A 24,561-nucleotide genomic window follows, 5' to 3' on the forward strand; every position below is an offset into this window, starting at 1 on the left:
TAAGCTTCTCCTGCGGCAGTCGCATAGATGGCTAAGAGTGTACTGCACCCGCCGCACGGGCGCGAGGCGCAGAAAGCACAACGCCCGGCATAACCGGGCGTTGTTTGCGTTGCATCAATCAGCTTTTTACAATCGGCGGAATGTACACCACGCCCATGTCCCACGGCTGCTCGATCCAGGTGTTCTGCGGAATATCGACAATGTAGTCGTCCACCAGCGCGCGGCCAGCCGGCTTGGCGAAGATGGTGCAGAAACGCGCTTTTGGATACATATCACGAATCGCCTGCGCGGTACCGCCGGTATCCACCAGATCGTCGATGACCACAAAACCTTCACCGTCGCCTTCTGCGCGCTTCAGCACTTTCATTTCACGCTGGTGATCGTGATCGTAGCTGGAGATGCACACGGTATCGACGTAGCGAATCCCCAGTTCACGCGCCAGCAGCGATGCCGGAACCAGACCACCGCGGCTGACCGCGATGATGCCTTTCCACTGTTCCACAGGAAGCAGGCGCTGGGCCAGTTTACGGGCATGAATCTGCAGCATGTCCCAGGTAACGACGTATTTTTCGCTCATAAAAGGAATCCCGGCCAATGAGATTGGCTTAAAAATATGCAAGGGGGAAAAGGTTGCGCGAGATTATAAGGATCTGACGCGTTAAAAACCAGCACCCGTCACATCGGTTGCAGGTTTTTAGCGCGCCCGATGGCGCACCCGGCAGGAAACAGTGATATTCTCTGGCCCATCACGTCAGATGTGCTGACGGCGATCTTTCACTGGAAACCCGCGTGCGAGCGGTATGTCCGCCGCGCTGACACAGGAGACGCGTTGTGTCTGAATTGTCTCAACTTTCCCCGCAGCCGCTGTGGGATATCTTCGCAAAAATCTGCTCGATTCCGCACCCTTCTTACCATGAAGAAGCGCTGGCCGAATACGTTGTTGGCTGGGCTAAAGAGCAAGGTTTCTGGGTTGAACGCGATCAGGTCGGCAATATCCTGATTCGTAAACCTGCTACCGCAGGCATGGAAAACCGTACTCCGGTGGCGCTGCAGGCGCACCTCGATATGGTGCCGCAGAAGAACAATGACACGGTACACGACTTCACCAAAGACCCGATTCAGCCGTACGTTGATGGCGAGTGGGTGAAAGCGCGCGGCACCACGCTGGGTGCGGATAACGGTATCGGTATGGCCTCTGCGCTGGCGGTGCTGGCTGACAACAGCCTGACTCACGGTCCGCTGGAAGTGCTGCTGACCATGACCGAAGAGTCGGGCATGGACGGTGCCTTCGGTCTGCAACCAAACTGGCTGCAGGCGGACATCCTGATCAACACCGACTCGGAAGAGGAAGGTGAGATCTACATGGGCTGCGCCGGGGGTATCGACTTTATCACTACCCTGCCGCTGAGCCGCGAGGCCGTGCCTGCCGGTTACGAAACCCTGAAGCTGACGCTGAAAGGTTTGAAAGGCGGCCACTCCGGCGCGGACATTCATCTTGGTCTCGGCAACGCCAACAAGCTGCTGGCGCGCTTCCTTGCCGTGCACGCGGCTGAGCTGGATATCCGTCTGATTGAGTTCACCGGCGGTACGCTGCGCAATGCGATTCCGCGCGAGGCGTTCGCTACGCTGGCCATCGACAGCCATAAAGTGGATGCGCTGAAGTCTGCTGCCGCCCATTTCCAGGCCACGCTGCAGAATGAGCTGGGCAGTAAAGAGAAGAACGTCGCCGTGCTGAGTGAGCCGCTGGCGCATCAGGGCCAGGCGCTGACCGCAGACAGCCGCGATCGCTTCATCAACCTGCTGAACAGCACGCCAAACGGTGTGATTCGCAACTCGGACGTGGCGAAAGGCGTGGTGGAAACCTCGCTTAACGTCGGCGTGGTCACCATGGAGCAGGACAGCGCCGAGATCATCTGCCTGATTCGCTCGCTGATCGACACCGGTAAAGACTGGGTAGTCGAAACCCTGACCTCGCTTGGTGCGCTGGCCGGGGCGAAAACCGCGCCGAAAGGCGGTTACCCGGGCTGGCAGCCGGATGCCGACTCGCCCATCATGGCGCTGACGCGTAAAACCTATGAAGCGCTGTTTGGTAAGACGCCAAACATTCAGGTGATTCACGCCGGTCTGGAGTGCGGTCTGTTCAAAAAACCGTATCCAGACATGGACATGGTGTCGATTGGGCCAACCATCACCGGTCCGCATTCGCCGGACGAGCAGGTGCACATCGACAGCGTCGGTCTGTACTGGAAACTGCTGACCGCGCTGCTGAATGTAGTACCGGAAAAAGCGTAACGCCGTTGCGATAAAAAAATCCTGCCCCCGGGCAGGATTTTTATTTACGGTAACGGTGCCGCGTCAGGCGACCGCGCTGTAGCGCTCTTCCAGCGGCAGCTCAGCCATTACAACCCCAGCACCAGCTGGCGCTCCAGCTGCGGATTTACCAGCGTGACGTGCAGCCCCACCAGCCGCACACCGCGTCCGGCGCGGCGTTCGTCCCAGGCCTGACGCGCCACGGCGATCATGTCGTCTTTATTCAACACCGGCCAGACATGCTCCTGGGTGGTGAGCTGGAAATCGTTGAACTTCAGCTTTACGCCCTGGCGTGCAATCTGCTTATCCGGGCGGATCGCGCTGAGACGGCGATCGAGCTCGGCGTAGAGAAAATCAATAATCTCCAGGCATTGCTCCCAGTGATGGATGTCCTCGCCCAGCGTACGCTCAACGCCCAGTGATTTGCGCTCGCGCTCCACCACCACGTCGCGATCGTCGATGCCGTTGCTGCGCTCCCACAGCACGCGGCCAAATTTTCCAAAGCGCTTCAGCAGTTGCGCCAGATCGGCCTGCTGTACGTCAGCGCAGGTGCGCAGCCCCATCTCTTCGAGCTTTTTGGTGGCCACTTTGCCAACGCCGGGAATCTTGCTCAGCGGCAGCGTCAGCAGAAAGTCCGGCATCGCCTGCGGCGTAATTACATACTGGCCATCTGGCTTGTTCATGTCTGAGGCGATTTTGGCGAGGAACTTGATCGGCGCAATGCCGGCGGACGCGGTCAGGCCGGTTTCGCGCAGGATATCGGCGCGAATCGCCTGCGCCATCAGCGTGGCCGATCCCTGGCAGTATTCACTGTCGGTGACATCCAGGTAGGCTTCATCCAGCGACAATGGCTCAATCAGTGGCGTATAGCGGGTAAAGATGGCGCGAATCTGCTGCGAGGCTTCTTTATAGGCGTCAAAGCGGCCGGGCAGCAGTTTCAGATGGGGACAGAGGCGCAGCGCCGTGGCGGTCGGCATCGCGCTGCGCACGCCGTATTTCCGCGCCGGATAGTTGGCGGTGCTGATTACGCCGCGCTGCACGCGGCTGCCGCCGATGGCAATCGGGATATCACGTAATGAAGGATCGTCGCGCATTTCCACTGCCGCGAAAAAGCAGTCCATATCGACATGAATGATTTTGCGCATACGCCCCTCCGGATACTGGATAAGTATACAGCAGAGAAAAACAACGGCAATATTTGTGGCGCGTGCGATTAAAGTTTACAAATTTGTGGTCGTATTCCCTTTAGGATTGCACCATTTTCTCGGACTCCGGCTTGATTAAACGCCAGACAATGATAATGTTGCGCTGCGGTAGCGGATATTTCCGATAATGCAATACAGTGACGCACTGCGTCAGCGTTCCTCTTCACTTCAAGGTACACACAGAATGGGCAGAATCGCATTATTGTTTGCGATGATTCTTATGCCGCTCCTGAGCTGGGCAATGACGCCTGAGCCAATGCAGCCGCTGGCTCCGGTGAGCAAAGAGTTAAAGAAACAATTACTGGGTACACCGGTATTTATTCAGATCTTCAAGGAAGAGCGTACGCTGGAACTGTACGGCAAAATCGGTAATGAATATCGTCTGCTGGACAGCTATCGCATCTGTAACTTCTCCGGCGGCCTCGGGCCGAAACGTCGTCAGGGCGATTTTAAAAGTCCGGAAGGCTTTTATAACGTGAAGATGAATCAGCTTAAGCCGGACAGCCGTTTTTATCGCGCCATCAATACCGGATTTCCGAATCAGTACGATCGCGCCAAAGGCTATAACGGTAACTATCTGATGATTCACGGCGATTGCGTGTCCGTGGGCTGCTATGCCATGACCAACGCGTCGATGGATGAGATCTTCACTTACGTGAACGCCGCGCTGCGTAACGGTCAGCAGGATGTGCAGGTTAACATCTTCCCGTTCCGCATGACCGACAGCAACATGCAGCGTCATCGTTACTCGACTTACATCAGCTTCTGGCGTGAACTGCAGCCGGGCTATGCTTACTTCGCCAAATACCACGTGCCGCCAACGGTCAACGTGACGGCAACCGGTCAGTATGCGGTGAACAACACGCCGGTCATGACCACGCCGGAAGCGGCGTCGAAATCATTCCTGGCGCTCACCCAGGTAAAATAATGCCCACTCACCTGGCACGATGCGGTGCCAGGTTTCATTACCGGTCAGCGGCTGCGTCGCAATCACCGTCACCACGTCTTTCGGCGTGGTCTGCTGCAGAAAATCAATCTCCACATCCTGATCGAGCAGCTTCGCTTTGCCAAACGGCGCGCGGCGCGTAATCCAGTACAGATTGGTTGAGCAGAAGGCCATCAGATAGCGTCCGTCAGACAGCAGCATATTGAACACGCCCTTCTGGCGCAGTTCCGTCGCCAGTTCCGCCACATAGCGAAACACCGCCGGCCAGTTGCCCGGCGTGCGCGGATAGCGCTCAGCCAGCTTATGCAGAATCCAGCAAAACGCCTTTTCGCTGTCGGTTTCGCCTACCGGACGGAAATGCCCGGTCTCCAGCTGGCGATAGCCCTTTAGCTGGCCGTTATGCGCGTAAGTCCAGTTGCGGCCCCACAGTTCGCGGGTAAACGGATGGGTATTTTCCAGTGATACCTGGCCGCGATTGGCCTGACGAATATGCGCCACCACCGAATGCGACTTGATCGGATACTCCTGCACCAGGCGGGCAATCGGCGAGTTGTAGCTCGGCAGCGGATCTTTAAAGGTGCGGCAGCCTTTATCTTCGTAAAAGGTGATACCCCAGCCATCTTTGTGCGGCCCGGTTGCACCGCCACGCTGCACCAGACCGGTAAAACTGAAACAGATATCCGTGGGGACATTGGCGCTCATCCCGAGCAATTCGCACATAGCAACCGCCTTATCAGAACCTCCCGCGGGCGCGGGAGGAGCACGTCATCACTTAACCATCTCTTTTTCGATTAACAGCATCAGGATATGGATCACTTTGATGTGAATCTCCTGAATGCGATCGGCATAACCAAAGTGCGGCACGCGAATTTCGATATCGGCCGTACCGGCCATTTTGCCACCGTCTTTGCCGGTCAGGGTAATCACTTTCATGCCTTTGGCGCGCGCGGCTTCTACGGCTTTGATGATGTTGGCCGAGTTACCCGAAGTGGACAGCCCCAGCAGCACATCGCCCTCGCGCCCGACCGCCTCGATGTAGCGGGAGAACACATAGTCGTAGCCAAAATCGTTGCTGACGCAGGAGAGATGGCTGACATCCGAAATGGCGATGGCCGGATAGCCAGGACGATTTTCGCGGTAGCGCCCGGTCAGCTCCTCAGCGAAGTGCATGGCATCGCAGTGCGAGCCGCCGTTGCCGCAGGAGAGCACTTTGCCACCGGCTTTGAAGCTGTCGGCCAGCAGCACGGCTGCGCGCTGAATGGCGTGAATGTTGGCTTCATCACTCAGGAACTTATTGAGCGTATCGGCGGCTTCATTGAGTTCTGAGCGAATAATGTCCTGATACATAGGGATGTCCTTTAGAGGAAAATTGACCCAGCAAGTTTAACGGAATGGGCCAGAGCCGCAAAGCGCCCGCAGCAGGGAAAAGCGCGACGCCGCGCTGGCGTCCAATTGCCGGCGCGATTTTGTGAGTTCGGTTGTAATTGCGGTGTAAACAAATTGATAAATTTCGTGTGCTGCTCTAAACCTTATCACTAACAGGTCAGACCTCTTACAACTTACGGAGCGGTTCATTATGTTGCTTGCCTCGATCATCGCGACGCTGGTGTTAATTAGCGCCCTCTTCTACCATCAGGTTTCACTGCGGCTCAGCAGTGCGATTGTGCTGCTGTGGACCGCGGCACTGGCCGCCACCGGCCTGTGGACGCCGTGGCTGCTGCTGCCGCTGGCCATTATTCTGCTGCCTTTCAACCTGCCGGCGATGCGCCGCAGCATGTTCTCTAAGCCGGCTCTGCACAGCTTCCAGAAGGTGATGCCGCCGATGTCGCGCACCGAAAAAGAGGCGATCGACGCCGGTACCACCTGGTGGGAAGGCGATCTGTTTCGCGGCAAACCGGACTGGCAGAAACTGCACAACTACCCGCAGCCGCGCCTGACCGAAGAGGAACAGGCGTTTCTGGATGGCCCGGTAGAAGAAGCCTGCCGCATGGCTAACGACTTCGAAATCACCCATGAAATGGCCGATCTGCCGCCGGAGCTGTGGGCTTACCTCAAGCAGCACCGCTTCTTTGCCATGATCATCAAAAAAGAGTACGGCGGTCTGGAGTTTTCCGCTTACGCGCAGGCGCGTGTGCTGCAAAAACTGGCAGGCGTGTCCGGGATCCTGGCGATCACCGTCGGCGTGCCGAACTCGCTGGGCCCGGGTGAACTGCTGCAGCATTACGGCACCGATGAGCAGAAAGATCACTACCTGCCACGCCTCGCGCGCGGCGATGAAATCCCCTGCTTTGCGCTGACCAGCCCGGAAGCGGGCTCCGACGCCGGCGCCATTCCGGATACCGGCGTGGTGTGCATGGGCGACTGGCAGGGCCAGCAGGTGCTGGGCATGCGCCTGACCTGGAACAAACGCTACATTACCCTGGCGCCGATTGCCACCGTACTCGGCCTCGCCTTTAAGCTCTCCGACCCGGATCATCTGCTGGGCGAAACCGAAGAGCTGGGCATTACCTGTGCGCTGATCCCGACCCATACGCCAGGCGTTGAAATTGGCAGACGTCACTTCCCGCTGAACGTGCCGTTCCAGAACGGGCCGACGCGCGGCAAAGATATCTTTGTGCCGATCGATTACATCATCGGCGGTCCGGCCATGGCCGGTCAGGGCTGGCGCATGCTGGTTGAGTGCCTGTCGGTAGGACGCGGCATTACTCTGCCGTCTAACGCGACCGGCAGCCTGAAAAGCCTGGCGCTGGCGACCGGTGCCTACGCGCACATTCGCCGCCAGTTCAAAGTCTCTATCGGTAAAATGGAAGGGATTGAGGAGCCGCTGGCGCGCATCGCCGGTAACGCTTACGTGATGGACGCGGCGGCGACGCTGATCACCAGCGGCATTATGCTGGGCGAAAAACCGGCGGTGCTGTCAGCGATTGTCAAATACCACTGCACCCATCGCGGCCAGCGCGCCATCATTGATGCAATGGATATCGCCGGCGGTAAAGGCATCATGCTTGGCGAGAATAATTTCCTGGCGCGAGCCTATCAGGGTGCCCCGATCGCCATCACCGTTGAGGGCGCGAACATCCTGACGCGCAGCATGATTATTTTTGGCCAGGGCGCAATCCGCTGCCATCCGTGGGTGCTGGAAGAGATGAATGCCGCCGCGAAGAACGATCTCGTCGCCTTTGACCGCGCGCTGTTCAGCCATATCGGCCACGTCGGCAGCAATAAAGTGCGCAGCCTGTGGCTTGGCCTGACCGGCGGCCGCACCAGCGCTACGCCAACCCGTGACGCAACCCGCCGCTACTATCAGCAGCTGAACCGCCTGAGCGCCAACCTTGCGCTGCTGTCGGATGTGTCGATGGCGGTGCTGGGCGGTAGCCTGAAACGTCGCGAACGTATTTCGGCACGCCTCGGCGATGTGCTGAGCCAGATGTATCTGGCATCCGCCACGCTGAAACGCTATGACGATGAAGGCCGCAACGAGGCGGATCTGCCGCTGGTGCACTGGGGCGTGCAGGATGCGCTGCATCAGGCGGAAGTGGCGATGGACGATCTGCTGCGCAACTTCCCGAATCGCCTGGTTGCGGGTGCGCTGCGGCTGGTGATTTTCGCCGGCGGGAAACACTGCCCGGCACCGTCCGATAAACTGGATCATAAACTGGCCAAAATGCTGCAGCTGCCGTCCGCAACCCGCACCCGTCTGGGCCGCGGCCAGTATCTGACGCCGAGTGAGCACAACCCGGCCGGTCAGCTGGAGCAGGCGCTGCAGGATGTGATGGCGGCAGAAGTGATTCACGATCGTCTGTGTCAGCAGCAGAAAAAACACTTCTCCTTCACCCGGCTGGATGCGCTGGCCCAGCGCGCGCTGAAAGAAGGCTGGATTGACGAGAGTGAAGCGAAGGTGCTGACGCGGGCCGAAGCCAGCCGGCTGAAGGCCATCAACGTGGATGATTTTGCGCCCGAGGCGCTGGCGGTGGCGAAACCGGACAACAAACCCAAACCGAGCGCCCGCCCCAGCGAAGCGGCGTAACCGTAAAAAGCCTCCAGCCGGAGGCTTTTTTTATGGCCTGCGGCAGCGGATAAGCGCACTCAGCATCTGTGCCAGCCACGTTTAGACGTCTAAGCGTCTCGATTGCCAAGTGTTAACATCCTGTTTATAGTGGCTGCAGCATAAGGTTACTCCGCAACGACATTCGCGCTTAAGGCACCCGATAATGACGCAGCCCAACCTGATCCCCGAGAGCAAACTACCGGCGCTCGGCACCACCATTTTTACCCAAATGAGCGCCCTCGCCGCCCAGCACAACGCCATCAACCTGTCACAGGGCTTTCCCGATTTTGACGGCCCGCGCTATTTGCAGCAGCGCCTGGCACATCACGTCAGCGAAGGCGCTAACCAGTACGCGCCGATGATTGGCACCCTGCCGCTGCGCGAGGCGATCGCCGATAAAACCGCAGACATGTACGGTCATCGGCCGGATATCAACAGCGACATCACCGTGACGGCGGGCGCAACCGAAGCGCTGTATGCCGCGATCACCGCGCTGGTGCGACCGGGCGACGAGGTGATTTGCTTCGATCCCAGCTACGACAGCTATGCGCCAGCGGTTCAGCTGGCTGGCGGCGTGCTGAAACGCATCGCGCTGCAGCCGCCCGCTTTTCAGGTCGACTGGCAGGCCTTCAGCAGCCTGCTCAACGCGCGCACCCGGCTGGTGATCGTCAACACACCGCATAATCCGTCCGCCACCGTGTGGCACGCCAGCGACTACGCCGCGCTGTGGCAGGCGATCGCCGGACAGGAAATTTATGTGCTCAGCGATGAAGTCTATGAGCACATCTGTTTTGACGAACATGGCCATGCCAGCGTGCTGGCGCATGCCGACCTGCGTCAGCGCGCCATCGCGGTCTCCTCCTTCGGCAAAACCTTTCATATGACCGGCTGGAAAGTGGGTTATTGCATCGCTCCGGCGGCGGTCAGCGCCGAAATCCGCAAAGTGCATCAGTATCTCACTTTTTCAGTGAATACCCCGGCGCAGCTGGCGATTGCCGATATGCTGCGCCAGCAGCCGGAACACATTGATGAGCTGCCGTCCTTCTACCGCGCCCGGCGTGACCGCCTGACGCAGGCGCTGGCCGCCAGCCGGTTTAAGGTGCTGCCCTGTGCCGGCACCTATTTCCTGCTGGTGGATTACAGCGCCATTTCCGATTTGGATGATGTCAGTTTCTGCCAGTGGTTAACCCGCGAAGTGGGCGTGGCGGCGATTCCGCTGTCGGTGTTCTGCGCGGACCCTTTCCCGCACAAGCTCATTCGCCTGTGCTTTGCTAAACAGGAAGCGACGCTCGACGCCGCTGCGGAGCGTTTATGTCAGCTTTAAAACTTACCGTATTACAGGAAACCCTGAGCTGGATGGATGGCGCGGCCAACCTGCGTCATTTTGATGAGGTGCTGCAGGGCTTGACGGGCCGCGATGTCATCCTGCTGCCGGAGATGTTTACCACCGGCTTCGCCATGGAGGCGGCGGCCAGTTCGCTGCCGCAGGAACAGGTAGTGGCGTGGCTGCACGGTCATGCCAAAGCCCTGAATGCTCTGGTCGGCGGCAGCGCGGCGATTAAGGGCGACCAGGGCGCGGTTAACCGTTTCCTGCTGGTGGAGCCCGACGGCACGCTGCACCAGTACGACAAACGCCATCTGTTCCGCATGGCCAGTGAGCACCAGCACTATGTGCCCGGTGAAACGCGCGAGGTGTTCAACTGGCGCGGCTGGCGTATTCTGCCGCAGATTTGCTACGACCTGCGCTTCCCGGTGTTTTCGCGCAACCAGAATGATTACGATCTGGCGCTGTACGTCGCCAACTGGCCGGCACCGCGCGCGCTGCACTGGCAGGCGCTGCTGCTGGCGCGCGCCATTGAGAATCAAGCCTATGTAGCCGGGTGTAACCGCGTCGGCAGTGACGGCAATCAGCATCAATACAGCGGCGACAGCCGGATCATCTCGCCGCAGGGTGAGATCCTCGCGGCCGCTGAACCCTTCGCCCGCGCGCGCCTCGACGCCGAGTTGTCACTGGAGGCGCTGCAGGACTATCGCGAGCGCTTCCCGGCCTGGCGCGACGCCGATGAATATACGCTGAAGTAATCTTTTAGCCGCATCCCTGCGATGCGGCTTCCACATCTCCTCCTGCCCTGTTGTTTCCTGTGTGGAAACATTCTATGTTGTGCGTTACAATGTTTCCACCCTGGAACAGTTCGAGGGAATGATGCACATTATCTCAAGGAAAGTGTTTAACGAAGCGACACAGAGATTTCCTAATGATGCCGCAGCACTGGATGCCACTTACCGACTATTAAGCGGCCATGATTTTGCCGATCCGCAGGCGTTAAAAGCCTGGTTTCCCAGCCTGGATCGCATGAAGTATCGGGCAAAATGGTGGGTAATTAATGTCGGCGGCAACAATCTCCGGCTGATGTTCTTTGCGGATTTTGTGGCAAAAAGAGTCTTCGTAAAGCATATCGTGACGCATGCTGAGTATGACAAGCTGGTTAAGCATTACCGGGAGAACAAAGAATGATTAGCGAAGCGATTCAGGCCTCCAACAATCTGATTAAAGCCGTGCCGCTGCTGGGCGGAAGTCAGTCCAGAGCCGATTATGAACAGGCGCTTGAACTGGTGGAATACCTGGTTGAGCATCAGCCGGGGCATCCGCTGATCGAGATGCTGGCCGTTAAAGTCGCGAAGTATGAAGAAACCGCAGCGGAATTTGCCGCGTTTAATGCACGCACTCAGGCGCTACCGGGTGGCGTGGCGCTGCTGCGGGTGCTGATGGACCAGCACGGTCTGAATCAATCCTCTTTCGTTGCAGAAATCGGTCAGCGTTCGTATGTGAATCGCATTCTGAAAGGCGAGCGCAGATTAACGGACAAGCACAAGGCGGCTCTGGCGCGACGCTTTAATCTGCCGTTTGAGGCATTTCGTGAGGCATAAGCAGGAATGAGCCGCAGCGCATGACGCTGCGGCTCAGGGGATTACAGATCGAACCGGTCGAGGTTCATCACTTTGGTCCAGGCGGCCACGAAGTCGTTAACGAACTTCTGCTTCGCATCGCTGCTGGCGTAAACTTCCGCCAGCGCGCGCAGGATGGCGTTAGAACCAAACACCAGATCGGCGCGGGTGGCGCTGTACTTCACTTCTCCGCTCTGACGATCGCGGCCTTCGAACAGCTCAGCGCTCTCATCGGTGGCGCGCCATGCGGTGCGCATATCCAGCAGATTGATGAAGAAGTCGTTGCTCAGCACGCCCACGCGATCGGTAAACACGCCGTGCGCGCTGCCGTCGAAGTTGGTGCCCAGCACGCGCAGACCACCCAGCAGTACCGTCAGCTCTGGCGCGCTCAGCGTCAGCTGTTGCGCTTTGTCCAGCAGCAGGGTTTCGGTGGAAGAACCGCCCTGTACGCGGCGATAGTTACGGAAACCATCGGCCAGCGGCTGCAGTACGTTGAATGACTCGACATCCGTCTGGTCCTGACGCGCATCCACGCGGCCCGGCGTGAACGGCACCTGCACCGCGACACCTGCCGATGCTGCCGCCTGCTCAATCCCGACGCTGCCCGCCAGCACAATCACATCCGCCAGCGACGCTTTACCTGACTCCTGCTGAATCTTCTGCAGCACCGGCAGCACATCGCGGGTGACACTGGCGTTGACCGCCCAGCCGTTCTGCGGCGCCAGCGCCAGACGGGCACCGTTCGCGCCGCCGCGTTTATCGCCGCCACGGAAGGTGGAAGCAGACGCCCAGGCCGCAGAGACCAGCTGGCTGACGCTCAGACCCGAAGCGGCAATTTTCGCTTTCAGATCGGTGATGTCATCCGGCGTCGGCTGATGCGTGGCCTGCGGTAACGGATCCTGCCACAGCAGATCTTCCTTCGGCACTTCCGGACCGATGTAACGCGCTTTTGGCCCCATATCGCGGTGCGTCAGTTTGAACCAGGCACGGGCGAAGGCTTCGTTGAACGCCTGCGGATCATTGAGGAAACGACGCGAAATCTTCCCGAACTCCGGATCGAAGCGCAGCGTCAGGTCGGTGACCAGCATGGTCGGCTTGCGTTTTTTCTCTGGATCGAACGGATCCGGGATAATCGCTTCGGCATCAACCGCTTCGAACTGAATCGCGCCCGCCGGGCTGTGCGTTTGTACCCACTCATATTTGAACAGGTTCTCGAAGAAGTAGTTGCTCCACTGCGTTGGGGTTTGCGTCCATACCACTTCCAGACCGGAAGTAATGGCATCAGCACCAGCACCGCTGCCGTAGCTGCTGTGCCAGCCCAGACCCTGCGCTTCCAGCGGCGAAGCTTCCGGATCGACGCCCACGTGGCTGGCCGCAGCGGCACCGTGCGTTTTACCCAGCGTGTGACCGCCGGCAATCAGCGCGACGATCTCTTCATCGTTCATGCCCATGTTGCCAAAGGTAGCGCGAATCGCCGGGGCCGCCGAGCGCGGATCGCCGCTGGCTTCCGGACCTTCCGGGTTCACGTAGATCAGGCCCATTTCCGTCGCACCGAGCGGCGCGTTTGCCAGGCTTTCCGGATGGCGGTGCGCCAGCCATTCGGTCTCATGTCCCCAGTCCACGTCCATGTCCGGTTCCCAGACATCTTCACGACCGGCACCAAAGCCAAAGGTACGGAAGCCGGCGTTTTCCAGCGACACGTTACCGGCAAGAATGTAGAGATCGGCCCAGGAGATTTTCTGGCCATACTTCTGTTTTACCGGCCACAGCAGACGACGTGCTTTGTCGAGGCTGACGTTATCCGGCCAGGAGTTGAGCGGCGCAAAGCGCTGCTGGCCACGTCCGGAGCCGCCGCGACCGTCGATGGTGCGGTAGGTGCCGGCGCTGTGCCATGCCATACGGATAAACAAACCGATGTAGCTGCCCCAGTCGGCAGGCCACCAGGATTGCGAGTCGGTCAGCAGCGCACGAATATCGGCTTTCAGCGCGGCGTAATCCAGCTTGCTGAACTCTTCACGGTAGTTGAAAGTGTCACTGAGGGGGTTAGAACGGCTGGAATGCTGGTTTAACAGATCGACGCGCAGCATGTTTGGCCACCAGTCGCGGTTAGTAGTCCCGCTTCCGGCGCCACGCGCTAAAACGCTTTTCTCTTCCGATGCTCCATGATGAAAGGGGCATTTTCCTGAGGCGGCTGCATTATCATTATTTTCGGGCGTGCTCATTTCTCGGCTCCATTGGCTTCACGTTGTCCGGTTAAGATAACCGCACCGTGTTGCAGAATATATTTGGATGGACCGAAGGTTTTGATAGTTACTGGCTTTCAAGCGCGAGGTTTGTGATAGAGAGCACGAATTTCAGCGGGCCTGAGAGGGTATGAAGCCGGTACTGCAAGTCGCACAAGATTCGTAGCGGCGCGATTCATCGCGCAATAAATTGCGCCGCTACCAAAACGCAACCGTTGTTAAGCGGATTTACAATTTAACAGACAAGCATTGCGCCATTTATGGCGACCTGGATTAACTCCCGCGGTAGGTCGACCACGACCACGGGGAAATGAGGAACGGCAGGTGATAATGGCTGCCGGCGGAGCCAATCACAAAATCAATCTGCGCGCTGACGTACAGCGCATCACGCCCGTCGGCGGCGAAATAGTCACCGATCTCCGCGGTTAAGCGATAGTGGCCCGGCGCCAGCGGTTCAGGCGTAAGATCTTTGATGCGCCCGTCGCTGTCGGTTTCGCCCTCGGCCACTGGCAGCCATCCCTCAGGGCTGTTCTGCTCCAGCGACATCGCGACGCCAATCGCCGGTTTGCCCAGCGCGGTGTCGAGAATATGGGTGGTGATGGTGCTCATGTAATGCTCTCCTTAAGCCGTAACAGGGTAATTTCCCGCAGCTGCGCCAGCGCTTCCTGCTGCTCAGTCTCTTCATCATTGTTGAGCCTGCGCTGCAATTCCGCCAGCATCTGTTCACCGCTGCGCCCTTTGGCGCGAATCAGAAATACCCGGCCGAAGTGCTGCTCATAGCGCTCATTACCGGCCAGCATCGCCAGTTGCAGCGCGCCGTTAGCCTGCTGCATCGCCGCCTGTTCCTGCTGCGACAGCGCGGCCTCTTTACCCGCGCCCTGCGCTTTTTCGCCGATGCGCGGATGGGCGCTCAGCGCCTGCTGCAAGGCGTCGCCCTGCCACGCCAGCGCCAGCTGTTGCGCCGTGGTGTACAGCGCCGTCAGGCTGGCGAACGGCCGCGCCGCCACCAGCGCCTGCTGCCAGGCGGGAATCGCCACGCAGTGGGCAATCGCCGCCTGCGCCTGCGCGACGCTCGCCTGATTAAAATCGTTCAGATCCATTTCGCGGCTCCTTTAGCTGCGCGCCAGATCGCACACCGCCTGCAGATAGGCCTGCACGCCGAGCGCCACATCGGCCACCTGCACCGATTCCGCCGGATGATGGCTGATACCGCGATGGTTGCGCACAAACAGCATGCCCACCGGCCAGCGCTCCGCCATAGCGATCGCGTCGTGACCGGCTCCGCTCGGCAGCGCCAGACTACGCCCCTGCACGGTTTCTACCGCATGGCTCAGCGCCTGCTGCAGCCGCGTATCACAGGCGGTGGCCGCGATGCGATAGTACTCATTAGCGCTGAAGCTGAGCCCGCGCCGCAGCGCGATGGCTTCCGCCTGGGTCAGCAGGCTGGAGAGCAGACGTTCCAGCGGTTCATCCTGCGGTCCGCGCACGTCCAGCGACAGCTGCACCTCGCCGGGGATAACGTTAACGGCGCCCGGCAGACAGCTCAGCGTGCCCACTGTGGCCACCAGCTGCGGATCCTGATCCTGCGTGGCCTGTTCCACAAACACCATCCACTCTGCCGCTGCTGCCAGCGCGTCTTTGCGGTGCGTCATCGGCACCGTGCCGGCATGACCGGCCTCCCCGACAAAGCGGCAGTTAAGACGGCGCGCGCCGTTAATCGCCGTCACCACACCAAGCGCCAAATCGTCCTGTTCCAGACACGGTCCCTGCTCAATGTGCAGTTCGAGATAAGCCACAATGTCGCTCACCTCACGTGCCGCCTGCGGGATCAGCGCCGCGTCCAGGCCGAGGTCCTGCATCGCCTGCGCCACCGTAATACCGTTACCGTCCGGATGTGACACCCAGCTCTCCGGCCAGCTGCCGGTGAGGCCGCGGCTGCCAAGCAGCGTGATGCCAAAGCGCGTGCCCTCTTCATCGCCGAAGCCGACAATTTCAATCGCCAGCGGCAGGCGCTGCTGATGGTCGTGCAGCCACTGCACGGTTTCGATGGCGCTGAGCACGCCCAGCATACCGTCGTAGCGTCCGGCGTTGCGCACGGTATCGAGGTGCGAGCCGAGCAGCAGCGCCGGTGCGCCCGGCTCCGCCGCTTCATAGCGACCGCAGATATTGCCGACCGCATCCTGCCAGGTATGCATACCTGCCGCCTGCATCCACTCAGCAACGCGCGCGTTGGCGCGCACCTGCTCCGGCGACAGATAGACACGGGTCAGTCCCTCTTCGCTTTCACTGATTGCTGCCAGCGCGTCACAGCGCGCCATCACCCGCGCCGCCGCTGACTGCGCCTCACCGGCGCTCATCAGGCTATGACTCATGCGTGGCTCCCGTAGTGGTCCCAGGCAGCCTGCAGCGCCGCCCCCTGAGTGGTGCGGAAACCGACGTGATTCAGCACGGACTCCAGCGCGCTAAGCGTCAGCATCACGCAATCTTTGCGCGCGTTGTAGCCCATGGTGCCGATGCGCCACACTTTGCCGTGCAGTGGACCGAACGAGGTGCCAATCTCAATGCCGAAATCGTCCAGCATCAATTTGCGTACCTGGTCGCCGTTGATGCCCTGCGGGATCACCACGCCAAGCACGTTATTCATCTTGTGTGTGAGATCGCCAAAGGTTTCCAGCCCCATGCCCTGAATACCTTTCAGCAGCGCATCACCGTGCAGCTTGTGACGCGCGATGCCGTTATCCAGCCCTTCCTGCAGGATCAGACGGGCACATTCGCGTGCGCCAAACAGCGCCGAGGTGGCTTCGGTATGGTGGTTGAGCCGCTCCGGTCCCCAGTAATCCATGATCATGCCGAGATCGAAGTAGTTGGAGTAGATCATCTCGTCGTCGCCATCCTGATGTGCGTCGGTACGGATGCCCTGCTCCACGCACTTACGCTGGCGGATCACCGCTTCCATTTGCGGGCTGAGGGTGATCGGCGAGGTACCGGACGGACCGCCGAGGCATTTCTGCATGCCGGCAGAGACCGCATCCAGCCCCCAGGCATCGGTTTCCAGCGGGTTGCCGCCCAGCGATGCGGTGGCATCGGTGTACAACAGCACGCCGTACTGGCGACAAATCGCACCGAGCTGCTCCAGCGGTTGCAGCATAGTAGTCGAGGTATCGCCCTGCACCGTCAGCAGCAGGCGCGGTTTGACTTTTTTGATCGCATCTTCGATCTGATCCGGGGTAAATACCTCGCCCCACGGCACCTCGATGGTATGGACTTCCGCGCGGCAGCGACGGGCGATTTCGCACAGCAGATGACCGAAGCGGCCGAACACCGGCACCAGCACTTTATCGCCCGGACGAATCGCCGACAGCAGGATGGCTTCGATACCGGCGCGTGAGGTGCCATCAATCAGCAGGGTCCAGCGGTTTTCAGTGCGGAATACGCCACGGTACAGCGCCATCACCTCGTTCATATAGTGCGTCATCGCCGGATCATACTGCCCAAGCAGCTGGCTCGACATGGCGCGCAGCACGCGCGGATCGGCGTTGATCGGGCCCGGTCCCATCAGCAGACGCTGTGGCGGATTGATTTGCGAGAACTGGCTGATATCCATGAGGGGTTCCTTATTGTTCGGTTACAGACGCACGGTCGAAATAAACTGCTTCAGCTCGGCGGTTTGTGGATTCGCAAACAGCGTTTTGCTGTCGCCCTGCTCCCACACGCGTCCCTGATGCATAAACACCACGCGGTCGCCCACGTCGCGGGCGAAGTTCATTTCATGGGTGACGAGAATCAGCGTCATGCCTTCGGCGGCCAGCTGCTCCAGCACTTTCAGTACTTCACCCACCAGCTCCGGATCGAGCGCCGAGGTGATTTCGTCACAGAGTAAAACTTTTGGCTGCATCGCCAGCGCGCGGGCAATCGCCACGCGCTGCTGCTGACCGCCCGACAGGTTAGCCGGGTAGTAATTGAGGCGTTCGCCGAGCCCGACTTTTTCCAGCATCTGCGTGGCCAGCGTGCGGCACTCCGCCTCGCTCTTTTTCAGCACGCGGCGCGGTGCCAGCATCACGTTTTCCAGCGCGGTCATGTGCGGAAACAGGTTGAAGTTCTGAAACACCATGCCCACCGAGCGGCTGATTTCACGCGCCTGCGATTCACGATCGGTAATCGTCATGCCGCCCAGTTTAATACTGCCTTCCTGATAGCCTTCCAGCCCGTTCATGCAGCGCAGCAGGGTACTTTTGCCAGATCCGCTGCGACCAATGATGGAAATCACTTCGCCGTTGTCGATATCCAGATCGACCCCTTTCAGTACGTGGTTATCACCGTAGTACTTCTGGACCTGATTAATGGTGATGAGCGGCATTGAATTTTTTCTCCAGGTACTGGCTGTAACGCGACAGCGGATAACACATCAGGAAGTAACCGAGCGCCACCAGGCCAAACACCTTGAAGGGCTGATACGTCACATTGTTGAGAATGGTGCCGGCTTTGGTCAGCTCGACAAAGCCGATAATCGACGCCAGCGCGGTGCCCTTGATCACCTGCACGGCAAAGCCAACAGTCGGCGCGATGGCGATGCGGATCGCCTGCGGTGCCACCACGCGATACAGCGTCTGGCCAAAGTTCAGGCCGAGGCAGCGCGACGCTTCCCACTGCCCTTTTGGCAGCGCGCGAATGCTGCCGTACCAGATATCCAGTAAAAACGCGCTGGTATACAGCGTCAGTGCCAGCGACGCCGCGGTCCAGGGCGCGACGTCGATGCCGAACAGGCCGACGCCGAAGAAGGCGAGAAACAGCTGCATCAGCAGTGGCGTACCCTGAAACAGCTCGGTGTAGCAGCGGATCAGGCGGGTGAGCCAGCGACGCTGCAGCAGACGCAGAAACAGCAGCGGCAGTGTCACCAGCGTGCCGCCGAAAAAGGCCACCAGCGACAGCAAAATCGTCCAGCGCGCCGCCAGCAGCAGGTTGCGCAGGATGTCCCAGTCAGTAAACGTTGTCATGCCGGCTGCGCTCCAAACCATTTGCGACCCAGCGCCAGCAGCAGCTGACGCATGGCAATCGACAACGCCAGATAGATCAGCGTGGTCACCAGATAAACTTCAAAACTCAAAAAGGTGCGCGACTGAATCAGGTTGGCGGCAAACGTCAGCTCTTCATACGAGACCTGCGACACCACCGACGAGCCGAGCATCACAATGATGCACTGGCTGACCAGCGCCGGATAAATGCGCTGCAGCGAGGGCGGCAGCACCACGCGGATGAAGGTTTGCGTGCGGCTCAGCCCGAGCACGCGCCCCGCTTCCCACTGCCCGCGCGGCGTGACCTGGATACCGGCACGGATGATTTCAGTGCTGTAAGCGCCAAGGTTAATCAGCATCGCCAGCAGCGCCGCTTCACCGGCCGTCAGTTTCAGCCCGAGATTAGGCAGACCAAACACGATAAAAAACAGCTGTACCACGAACGGCGTGTTGCGAATCAGCTCGACGTAGATGCCCCACAGGCGGCTGGCCCAGCCCGGTTTGCCGCTGCGCAGCGCCGCGCCGAGAATACCCAGTCCGACACCGCCCACCGTCGCCAGCACCGTAAGCTGCACCGTGACCCACAGTCCGGCCAGCAGCTCTGGCCAGTGCGGCCAGAGATCTGCAAAGTTAAGTTGCCCAATCATTGGCCGTTCCTGTTATGCGCCGAGGTTGGCAGGCAGCGGCGCTTTCAGCCACTCTTCCGACAGCTTGTTCAGCGTGCCGTCTTTAATACCCTGCTCAATCAGTGCGTTCACTTTCTCTTTCAGCGCTGGCTCATTCTTTTTCAGGCCGATAAAGCACGGTGAATCTTTCAGCATAAACTGCGGCACCGGGGCTTTTTCCGCGTTCTGCCGCGCAATCGCCGCGACCACCAGGTTTCCGGTAGCGACATACTGCACCTGACCGGAGAGATAGGCGGACAGCGTAGTGTTGTTATCTTCGTAGCGCTTCACCTGAGCATCTTTCGGGGCGACATCGCTCAGCACCATGTCCTCTACCGCACCGCGCGTCACGCCAATCGATTTACCGCTCAGCGCCGCCGCATCTTTCAGCGTCTCGCCTTTCGGGCCGAACACGCCGAGGAAGAACGGTGCGTAGGCGCGGCTGAAGTCGATCACTTTTTCGCGCTCGGCGTTTTTGCCCATGCTGGAGATCACCAGGTCGACCTTGTCGGTCTGCAGATACGGCACGCGGTTGGCGCTGGTCACCGGCACCAGCTGCAACTTCAGTTTCATCTGCTTCGCGAGGTATTTCGCCATGTCGATGTCATAGCCCTGCGGCTGCAGATCGGTACCAACCGAGCCAAACGGCGGGAAGTCCTGCGGCACCGCCACGCGAATCACGCCACGCTTCTGGATATCCTGCAGCTGATCGGCCATGGCGCTGCCTGCCTGCGCCAGCAGCAATGCTGCTCCTGCTACTGCCAGTAATACTTTGTTCATTATGCACCCCGGTGAGTTAATGGTGAAACAAAAGATTCTTGGTAAATTGATTTGCAACTAATGTGCCAACCACAACGGGCAGCAAACGCAGCGGCTAAGCGGAGGATTTAAGGCGGTTGTGGGCGCATCATAACGGGGATCACCCCGTTAGCAGACGCGATCAAAAAAGGTGCAAAGCACCAAAACGGTGCCCTTTAGCGGTGTTCCAGCTCGTCAAGCTGCTGGTAAAGATCGGCAATCTGATGGATGCGCTGACGCCCCTGCGACAGCATTTCGTGCAGCAGCGCGTTGGCCAGCAGGTTGATCAGGCTCATTGCCGAGGCGTAGCTGTCAAAGGCAGAAACGCTGTCGAGCGGTGCGCACAGCTGCCAGCGCGCCAGGGTCAGAATGCCCTGCGCCTGCGGTTCGCACAGCACCAGTACCGGGATGCCGCTCTGCTGCAGCTGCTGCATCAGTGGACGGATGATGCGTGGCCGACGGCGAAACGCCATCACCACCACCACATCTTCCGGCGTCATGTCCACCAGCTCTTCGCCCAGCGTCTGGCCTGGCTGCGGCAACACCTGCACCTGAGCGCGCGCCTGCAGCAGCTGCTGACGCAGATGCAGCGCCACCGGATACGCGTTGCGCATCCCAATGATAAACACCCGCCGTGCGGCGCCCAGCGCGGCAATCACCTCGCTAAACTGCCGGGCGTCAATGCTGTTGACCCACTGCGTCAGGTTCGCCATCTCCTGCTTGTAATGACGCGACAGCAGCGTGTTGCCCTGCACCGCGTCGCGGTTATCGGTCAGCGGCATTCCGCTCTGGCGCAGGGTGCGCAGCTCATCACGCATGTCTTTGTATTTTTCATAGCCGAGGCGTTTGAACAGCCGGCTTACCGTGGCCTTTGATACGCCGCTGAGCCGCGCCAGCTCAGCGCTGTTATAGCTAATCAGATCATCAAAATGGTCAAACACAAAGTCAGCAATGCGCTGCTCCTGCGGCGACAGTTGCGGATAGTGACTGCGAAGGCGTTCATCGAGCTGTTTCATCATCGGTCCTGTAACTTTCGTTTCATCACAAGCTAGCATAAATCGATCCAGGCTGGCGTAACACCAAAACTGGAACGGCTCTTGCTTTACCATTGCTACAGACTGGTAGCGGCGCAATTTGTTGCGCTTGTTTTCCCTATCCAGCGCGCCAAATCGCGCCGCTACAAAAGAATAATCCGGGAACAGTTCATTATGATTCAAAGCAATATGGCCCCGATGGGCATGGCGGTGACGCCGCATCACCTTGCCAGTGAAAGCGCACTGGCGGTACTGCGTGAAGGCGGCAACGCGCTGGAAGCGATGGTGGCGGCCGCGGCGACCATCGCGGTGGTCTATCCGCACATGAATGGCCTTGGCGGCGACGGCTTCTGGCTGGTGGTGCCACCCGGCGGTGATCCGGTTGCCATCGATGCCAGCGGTGCTGCCGGCTCGCTGGCGCACCCCGACTTCTATCACGGTGAGAGCCATATTCCGCATCGCGGCCCTAAAGCGGCACTGACGGTTGCCGGCACCGTCAGCGGCTGGCAGGAAGCGCTGACGCTGGCGCACGAACTGGGCGCGACGCCGCTGCCGCTGAGCCGTTTGCTGCGCGATGCGATTCGCTATGCGGCCGATGGCATTCCGGTCACCGCCTCGCAGGCGGCAGCGACGGCGGCAAAACAGCATGAGCTGCAACATCAGCCCGGTTTTGCCGCCACCTTTCTGCCTGATGGCGCACCGCCCACCGCCGGCAGTCGTTTTACCCAGCCGGCGCTGGCGCAGACGCTGAGCGTGCTGAGCGAGCAAGGGCTGGAGAGCTTTTATCGCGGTGAGCTGGCGCACCATCTGGCGCGCGAAATGGGCGCGCTCGGCATGCCGATTACGCTGGACGATTTACACCGGCAGCGTGCCCGGCGCTGCACGCCGCTGCACCTCGCGCACAGCGAAGGCGATATCTGGAACATGACGCCGCCAACGCAGGGGCTGGTATCGCTGGCGATCCTCGGGATCACCGATCGTCTGGCGATGGCCGACGCCAGTGAAGCACAGACGGTGCACCGCATCGTTGAAGCCACCAAACAGGCCTTTGCCCTGCGTGATCAACACATCACCGATCCGCGTCACATGGCGATTGATGTGCAGTCGCTGCTGAATGCCGATCATCTCGGCACGCTGGCCGCGCAGGTGCAGGACGATCGCGCCGCGCCCTGGGGCACCGGACGCGGACCGGGCGATACCGTGTGGATGGGGGTGATGGACAGCAGCGGCCTGGCGGTCTCCTTTATCCAGAGCATTTACCACGAATTTGGCAGCGGCGTCGTGCTGCCCGGCACCGGTATTACCTGGCAAAACCGTGGCGCGGCGTTCAGCCTGCAGCCGGATCACCTGCTGACGCTGGCACCGGGCAAACAGCCGTTCCATACGCTCAATCCAGCGGCGGCACGCCTGAAAGATGGCCGCACGCTGGTGTACGGCTCGATGGGCGGTGATGGCCAGCCGCAAACCCAGGCGGCGATCTTTACCCGCTATGTCATTCAGGGCCAGCCGCTGCAGCAGGCGGTCAGCGCACCGCGCTGGCTGCTTGGCCGCACCTGGGGCCAATCCTCGGACTCCCTCAAGCTGGAGGCGCGCATCGCGCCTGAAACCGTGCAGCAACTGCGCGCGCTCGGTCATGAAGTCGAACTGCTGGCTGAATACAGTGAAGTGGTGGGCCACGCCGGCGCCATCGTCAGACACAACAATGGCATGCTGGAAGGCGCGTTTGATCCGCGCAGCAACGGCAGCGCTGCCGGTTTTTAACGGAGAAAATCATGAGTGCACAACCGGACTGGGCAACCTATATCGCCCAAATGGAGCAGATTCTGGCGCTGGAGCTGGACGACACGCGCCGCGCCGAGCTGCTAACGCAGTTTAACCGTATCGCCGCGATGGCGCAGCCGCTGATGGCGCTGCCGCTGGATGATCGCCTGGAAGTAGCGGGAGTATTTCATCCATGACGCTGGCAGCCTTATCGATAAGCCAGCTGCAGCAGGCACTGGCGCAGGGCGATCTCAGCGCGCGCGACATCGCACAACAGACGCTGGCTGCCATTGAACAGCATAACCCGGCCATTAACGCCTGGACCGCCGTCACCGCGCAGCGCATGCTGCGGGAAGCCGATCGGCTGGATCAGCAGCGTCAGCGCGGCGAGCCGCTGCCGGCGCTGGCTGGCATTCCCTATGCGGTAAAAAACCTGTTTGACGTCGCCGGTCACAGCACGCTTGCCGGTGCCAGCCTGTTCAGCGAGCGGCCGGTGGCACAGCAGGATGCGTGGGCGGTCTCTAAGCTGCAGCAGAGCGGCGCGCTGCTCTCCGGCATGCTGAATATGGACGCCTACGCTTACGGCTTTACCACCGAGAACACCCATTATGGTGCCACCCGCAACCCGCGCGATCTGTCGCGCGTGGCCGGCGGCTCATCTGGCGGTTCCGCGGCAGCCGTCGCTGCCGGGCTGGTGCACTTTTCACTCGGCACCGACACCAACGGATCGATTCGCGTGCCTGCTTCGCTGTGCGGCATTTTCGGCCTGAAACCTACCTTTGGTCGTCTGTCGCGCAGCGGCAGCCACCCGTTTGTCGCCAGCCTCGACCACATCGGTCCGTTTGCCCGCTCGGTGGAAGATTTGAGTCTGGTCTACGATGCGCTGCAAGGCGGCGACGCCAGCGATGCGTTTCAGGCGGCGCGCCCTGCGGAACCGGTCAGTGACAGGCTCTCTGCAGGCAGCGAAAAGCTGCGCAGCGCGGTGCTGGGCGGCTTTTTTGCTGACTGGTGCAGCGATGAGGCGCGCGCGGCGGTGGCGGTAGCGGCCAGCGCGCTCGGCGCGACAGAAGAAGTGACGCTGCCCCAGGCCGAACTGGCGCGCTCGGCCGCGTTTATCATGACCGCCGCGGAAGGCGGCAATCACTATCTGCCAGCGCTGCGCACCCAGCCAGAACGCTTTGAGCCGAATTCACGCGAACGCCTGCTGGCGGGCACGATGCTGCCCGCCGCGTGGTATGTGCAGGCCCAGCGTTTCCGCCGTCACTTCCAGCAGCAGGTGCTGCCGCTGTTCGACCATTACGACGTGCTGATCGCCCCGGCGACGCCCTGTACCGCCACCACCATCGGCCAGGAAACCATTCACATCAACGGTCAGGATTTGCCGACACGCGCCAGCATGGGCATGCTGACGCAGCCGATTTCGTTCCTCGGCCTGCCGGTGTGTAGCGTACCGCTGCTCACTGCCAGCGGCTTACCGATTGGCCTGCAACTGATTGCCGCGCCGTTTAACGAACAGCTGGCGCTGCGCGCCGCCTGGACACTGCAGCAGCAGGGTGTGACGCTGCCACAAACCTCTTTTATGGATGCCTGAAG

Annotated in this window: 24 protein-coding genes; 10 read left to right on the plus strand and 14 right to left on the minus strand. The window is 60.1% G+C overall.

Annotated features, from left to right (window positions below; all coding sequences use genetic code 11):
- Positions 1-118: 118 nt before the first annotated feature.
- On the minus strand, positions 119-577 hold the full coding sequence (gpt, locus tag C1N84_RS14630) for a xanthine phosphoribosyltransferase (RefSeq protein ID WP_021507279.1): 459 nt from the start codon (positions 575-577) through the stop codon (positions 119-121).
- A gap of 254 nt (positions 578-831) precedes the next feature.
- Between gpt and pepD the strand changes: the two genes are divergently transcribed.
- Entirely contained in the window at positions 832-2,292 is a 1,461-nt protein-coding gene (pepD, locus tag C1N84_RS14635; RefSeq protein ID WP_150058529.1) for a beta-Ala-His dipeptidase, read from the plus strand.
- A gap of 107 nt (positions 2,293-2,399) precedes the next feature.
- Here pepD and dinB read toward each other — a convergent pair whose 3' ends face one another.
- Positions 2,400-3,455, minus strand: coding sequence for a DNA polymerase IV (dinB, locus tag C1N84_RS14640; RefSeq protein ID WP_021507281.1), 1,056 nt, complete (start codon positions 3,453-3,455; stop codon positions 2,400-2,402).
- Between the two features lie 244 nt (positions 3,456-3,699).
- On the opposite strand from dinB, the gene dpaA reads away from it, so the two are divergent.
- Entirely contained in the window at positions 3,700-4,443 is a 744-nt protein-coding gene (gene dpaA / locus C1N84_RS14645) for a peptidoglycan meso-diaminopimelic acid protein amidase (protein ID WP_021507282.1), read from the plus strand.
- Here the strand turns inward: dpaA and C1N84_RS14650 are convergent.
- Positions 4,414-5,181 carry a class II glutamine amidotransferase gene (locus tag C1N84_RS14650; protein ID WP_021507283.1) on the minus strand — a complete coding sequence of 256 codons (768 nt, stop codon included), beginning with the start codon at positions 5,179-5,181 and terminating at the stop codon, positions 4,414-4,416. The two genes, dpaA and C1N84_RS14650, sit on opposite strands and share 30 nt — an antisense overlap.
- A gap of 48 nt (positions 5,182-5,229) precedes the next feature.
- Positions 5,230-5,808 (minus strand): D-sedoheptulose 7-phosphate isomerase, encoded by a 579-nt coding sequence (gene lpcA, locus C1N84_RS14655; RefSeq protein WP_021507284.1) that lies wholly within the window; start codon positions 5,806-5,808, stop codon positions 5,230-5,232.
- Positions 5,809-6,037: 229 nt separating this feature from the next.
- On the opposite strand from lpcA, the gene fadE reads away from it, so the two are divergent.
- The 5 genes from fadE (at position 6,038) to C1N84_RS14680 (ending at position 11,437) form a co-directional block, all read left to right on the plus strand.
- Positions 6,038-8,488: an acyl-CoA dehydrogenase FadE gene (fadE, locus tag C1N84_RS14660; RefSeq protein WP_394541652.1), complete on the plus strand. Its 2,451-nt coding sequence runs from the start codon at positions 6,038-6,040 to the stop codon at positions 8,486-8,488.
- Positions 8,489-8,672: 184 nt separating this feature from the next.
- Entirely contained in the window at positions 8,673-9,833 is a 1,161-nt protein-coding gene (locus tag C1N84_RS14665) for a pyridoxal phosphate-dependent aminotransferase (protein WP_394541653.1), read from the plus strand.
- Positions 9,821-10,591: an amidohydrolase gene (locus C1N84_RS14670; RefSeq protein WP_264441606.1), complete on the plus strand. Its 771-nt coding sequence runs from the start codon at positions 9,821-9,823 to the stop codon at positions 10,589-10,591. The genes C1N84_RS14665 and C1N84_RS14670 overlap by 13 nt, the downstream gene beginning before the upstream one ends.
- A 121-nt stretch (positions 10,592-10,712) precedes the next feature.
- Complete coding sequence (locus tag C1N84_RS14675) at positions 10,713-11,024, plus strand: type II toxin-antitoxin system HigB family toxin (RefSeq protein WP_215480918.1); 312 nt, start codon at positions 10,713-10,715, stop codon at positions 11,022-11,024.
- Positions 11,021-11,437: a helix-turn-helix domain-containing protein gene (locus C1N84_RS14680; protein ID WP_021313564.1), complete on the plus strand. Its 417-nt coding sequence runs from the start codon at positions 11,021-11,023 to the stop codon at positions 11,435-11,437. Before C1N84_RS14675 ends, C1N84_RS14680 begins: the two co-directional genes overlap by 4 nt.
- A gap of 41 nt (positions 11,438-11,478) precedes the next feature.
- On the opposite strand, the gene katG is transcribed toward C1N84_RS14680, so the two are convergent.
- From katG to hpxU, 10 genes are all read right to left on the minus strand, one after another.
- On the minus strand, positions 11,479-13,677 hold the full coding sequence (gene katG, locus C1N84_RS14685; protein WP_264441607.1) for a catalase/peroxidase HPI: 2,199 nt from the start codon (positions 13,675-13,677) through the stop codon (positions 11,479-11,481).
- Between the two features lie 294 nt (positions 13,678-13,971).
- A complete protein-coding gene (uraH, locus tag C1N84_RS14690) occupies positions 13,972-14,307 on the minus strand; it encodes a hydroxyisourate hydrolase (RefSeq protein ID WP_021507290.1) in 336 nt (111 codons plus the stop codon).
- Positions 14,304-14,798, minus strand: coding sequence for a 2-oxo-4-hydroxy-4-carboxy-5-ureidoimidazoline decarboxylase (gene uraD / locus C1N84_RS14695; protein ID WP_264441608.1), 495 nt, complete (start codon positions 14,796-14,798; stop codon positions 14,304-14,306). Before uraD ends, uraH begins: the two co-directional genes overlap by 4 nt.
- A 12-nt stretch (positions 14,799-14,810) precedes the next feature.
- Positions 14,811-16,070, minus strand: a complete 1,260-nt coding sequence (hpxK, locus tag C1N84_RS14700) for an allantoate amidohydrolase (RefSeq protein WP_132466329.1) — start codon at positions 16,068-16,070, stop codon at positions 14,811-14,813.
- A complete protein-coding gene (locus tag C1N84_RS14705; RefSeq protein ID WP_264441609.1) occupies positions 16,067-17,302 on the minus strand; it encodes a pyridoxal-phosphate-dependent aminotransferase family protein in 1,236 nt (411 codons plus the stop codon). The genes hpxK and C1N84_RS14705 overlap by 4 nt, the downstream gene beginning before the upstream one ends.
- 21 nt (positions 17,303-17,323) lie before the next feature.
- Positions 17,324-18,055, minus strand: coding sequence for an amino acid ABC transporter ATP-binding protein (locus C1N84_RS14710; RefSeq protein ID WP_021507294.1), 732 nt, complete (start codon positions 18,053-18,055; stop codon positions 17,324-17,326).
- The gene (locus C1N84_RS14715; RefSeq protein ID WP_021507295.1) at positions 18,036-18,692 is read right to left on the minus strand and encodes an amino acid ABC transporter permease; all 657 of its coding nucleotides are present in this window, start codon (positions 18,690-18,692) and stop codon (positions 18,036-18,038) included. The genes C1N84_RS14710 and C1N84_RS14715 overlap by 20 nt, the downstream gene beginning before the upstream one ends.
- The gene (locus C1N84_RS14720; RefSeq protein ID WP_021507296.1) at positions 18,689-19,357 is read right to left on the minus strand and encodes an amino acid ABC transporter permease; all 669 of its coding nucleotides are present in this window, start codon (positions 19,355-19,357) and stop codon (positions 18,689-18,691) included. Before C1N84_RS14720 ends, C1N84_RS14715 begins: the two co-directional genes overlap by 4 nt.
- Positions 19,358-19,369: 12 nt before the next feature.
- Positions 19,370-20,155, minus strand: a complete 786-nt coding sequence (locus tag C1N84_RS14725; protein WP_031279673.1) for a transporter substrate-binding domain-containing protein — start codon at positions 20,153-20,155, stop codon at positions 19,370-19,372.
- A 194-nt stretch (positions 20,156-20,349) separates the two neighbouring features.
- Complete coding sequence (gene hpxU / locus C1N84_RS14730; protein WP_021507298.1) at positions 20,350-21,189, minus strand: MurR/RpiR family transcriptional regulator HpxU; 840 nt, start codon at positions 21,187-21,189, stop codon at positions 20,350-20,352.
- Between the two features lie 192 nt (positions 21,190-21,381).
- Between hpxU and C1N84_RS14735 the strand changes: the two genes are divergently transcribed.
- Genes C1N84_RS14735 through C1N84_RS14745 form a run of 3 tightly spaced genes read left to right on the plus strand, consistent with a single transcriptional unit; the run spans position 21,382 to position 24,559 of the window.
- Positions 21,382-22,968 carry a gamma-glutamyltransferase family protein gene (locus C1N84_RS14735; RefSeq protein WP_264441610.1) on the plus strand — a complete coding sequence of 529 codons (1,587 nt, stop codon included), beginning with the start codon at positions 21,382-21,384 and terminating at the stop codon, positions 22,966-22,968.
- An 11-nt stretch (positions 22,969-22,979) separates the two neighbouring features.
- Positions 22,980-23,165, plus strand: coding sequence for an oxalurate catabolism protein HpxX (gene hpxX, locus C1N84_RS14740; RefSeq protein WP_010616983.1), 186 nt, complete (start codon positions 22,980-22,982; stop codon positions 23,163-23,165).
- Positions 23,162-24,559: an AtzE family amidohydrolase gene (locus C1N84_RS14745; RefSeq protein WP_264441611.1), complete on the plus strand. Its 1,398-nt coding sequence runs from the start codon at positions 23,162-23,164 to the stop codon at positions 24,557-24,559. Before hpxX ends, C1N84_RS14745 begins: the two co-directional genes overlap by 4 nt.
- Positions 24,560-24,561 lie beyond the last annotated feature (2 nt).

It is taken from the genome of Pantoea sp. SGAir0418, assembly GCF_043529865.1.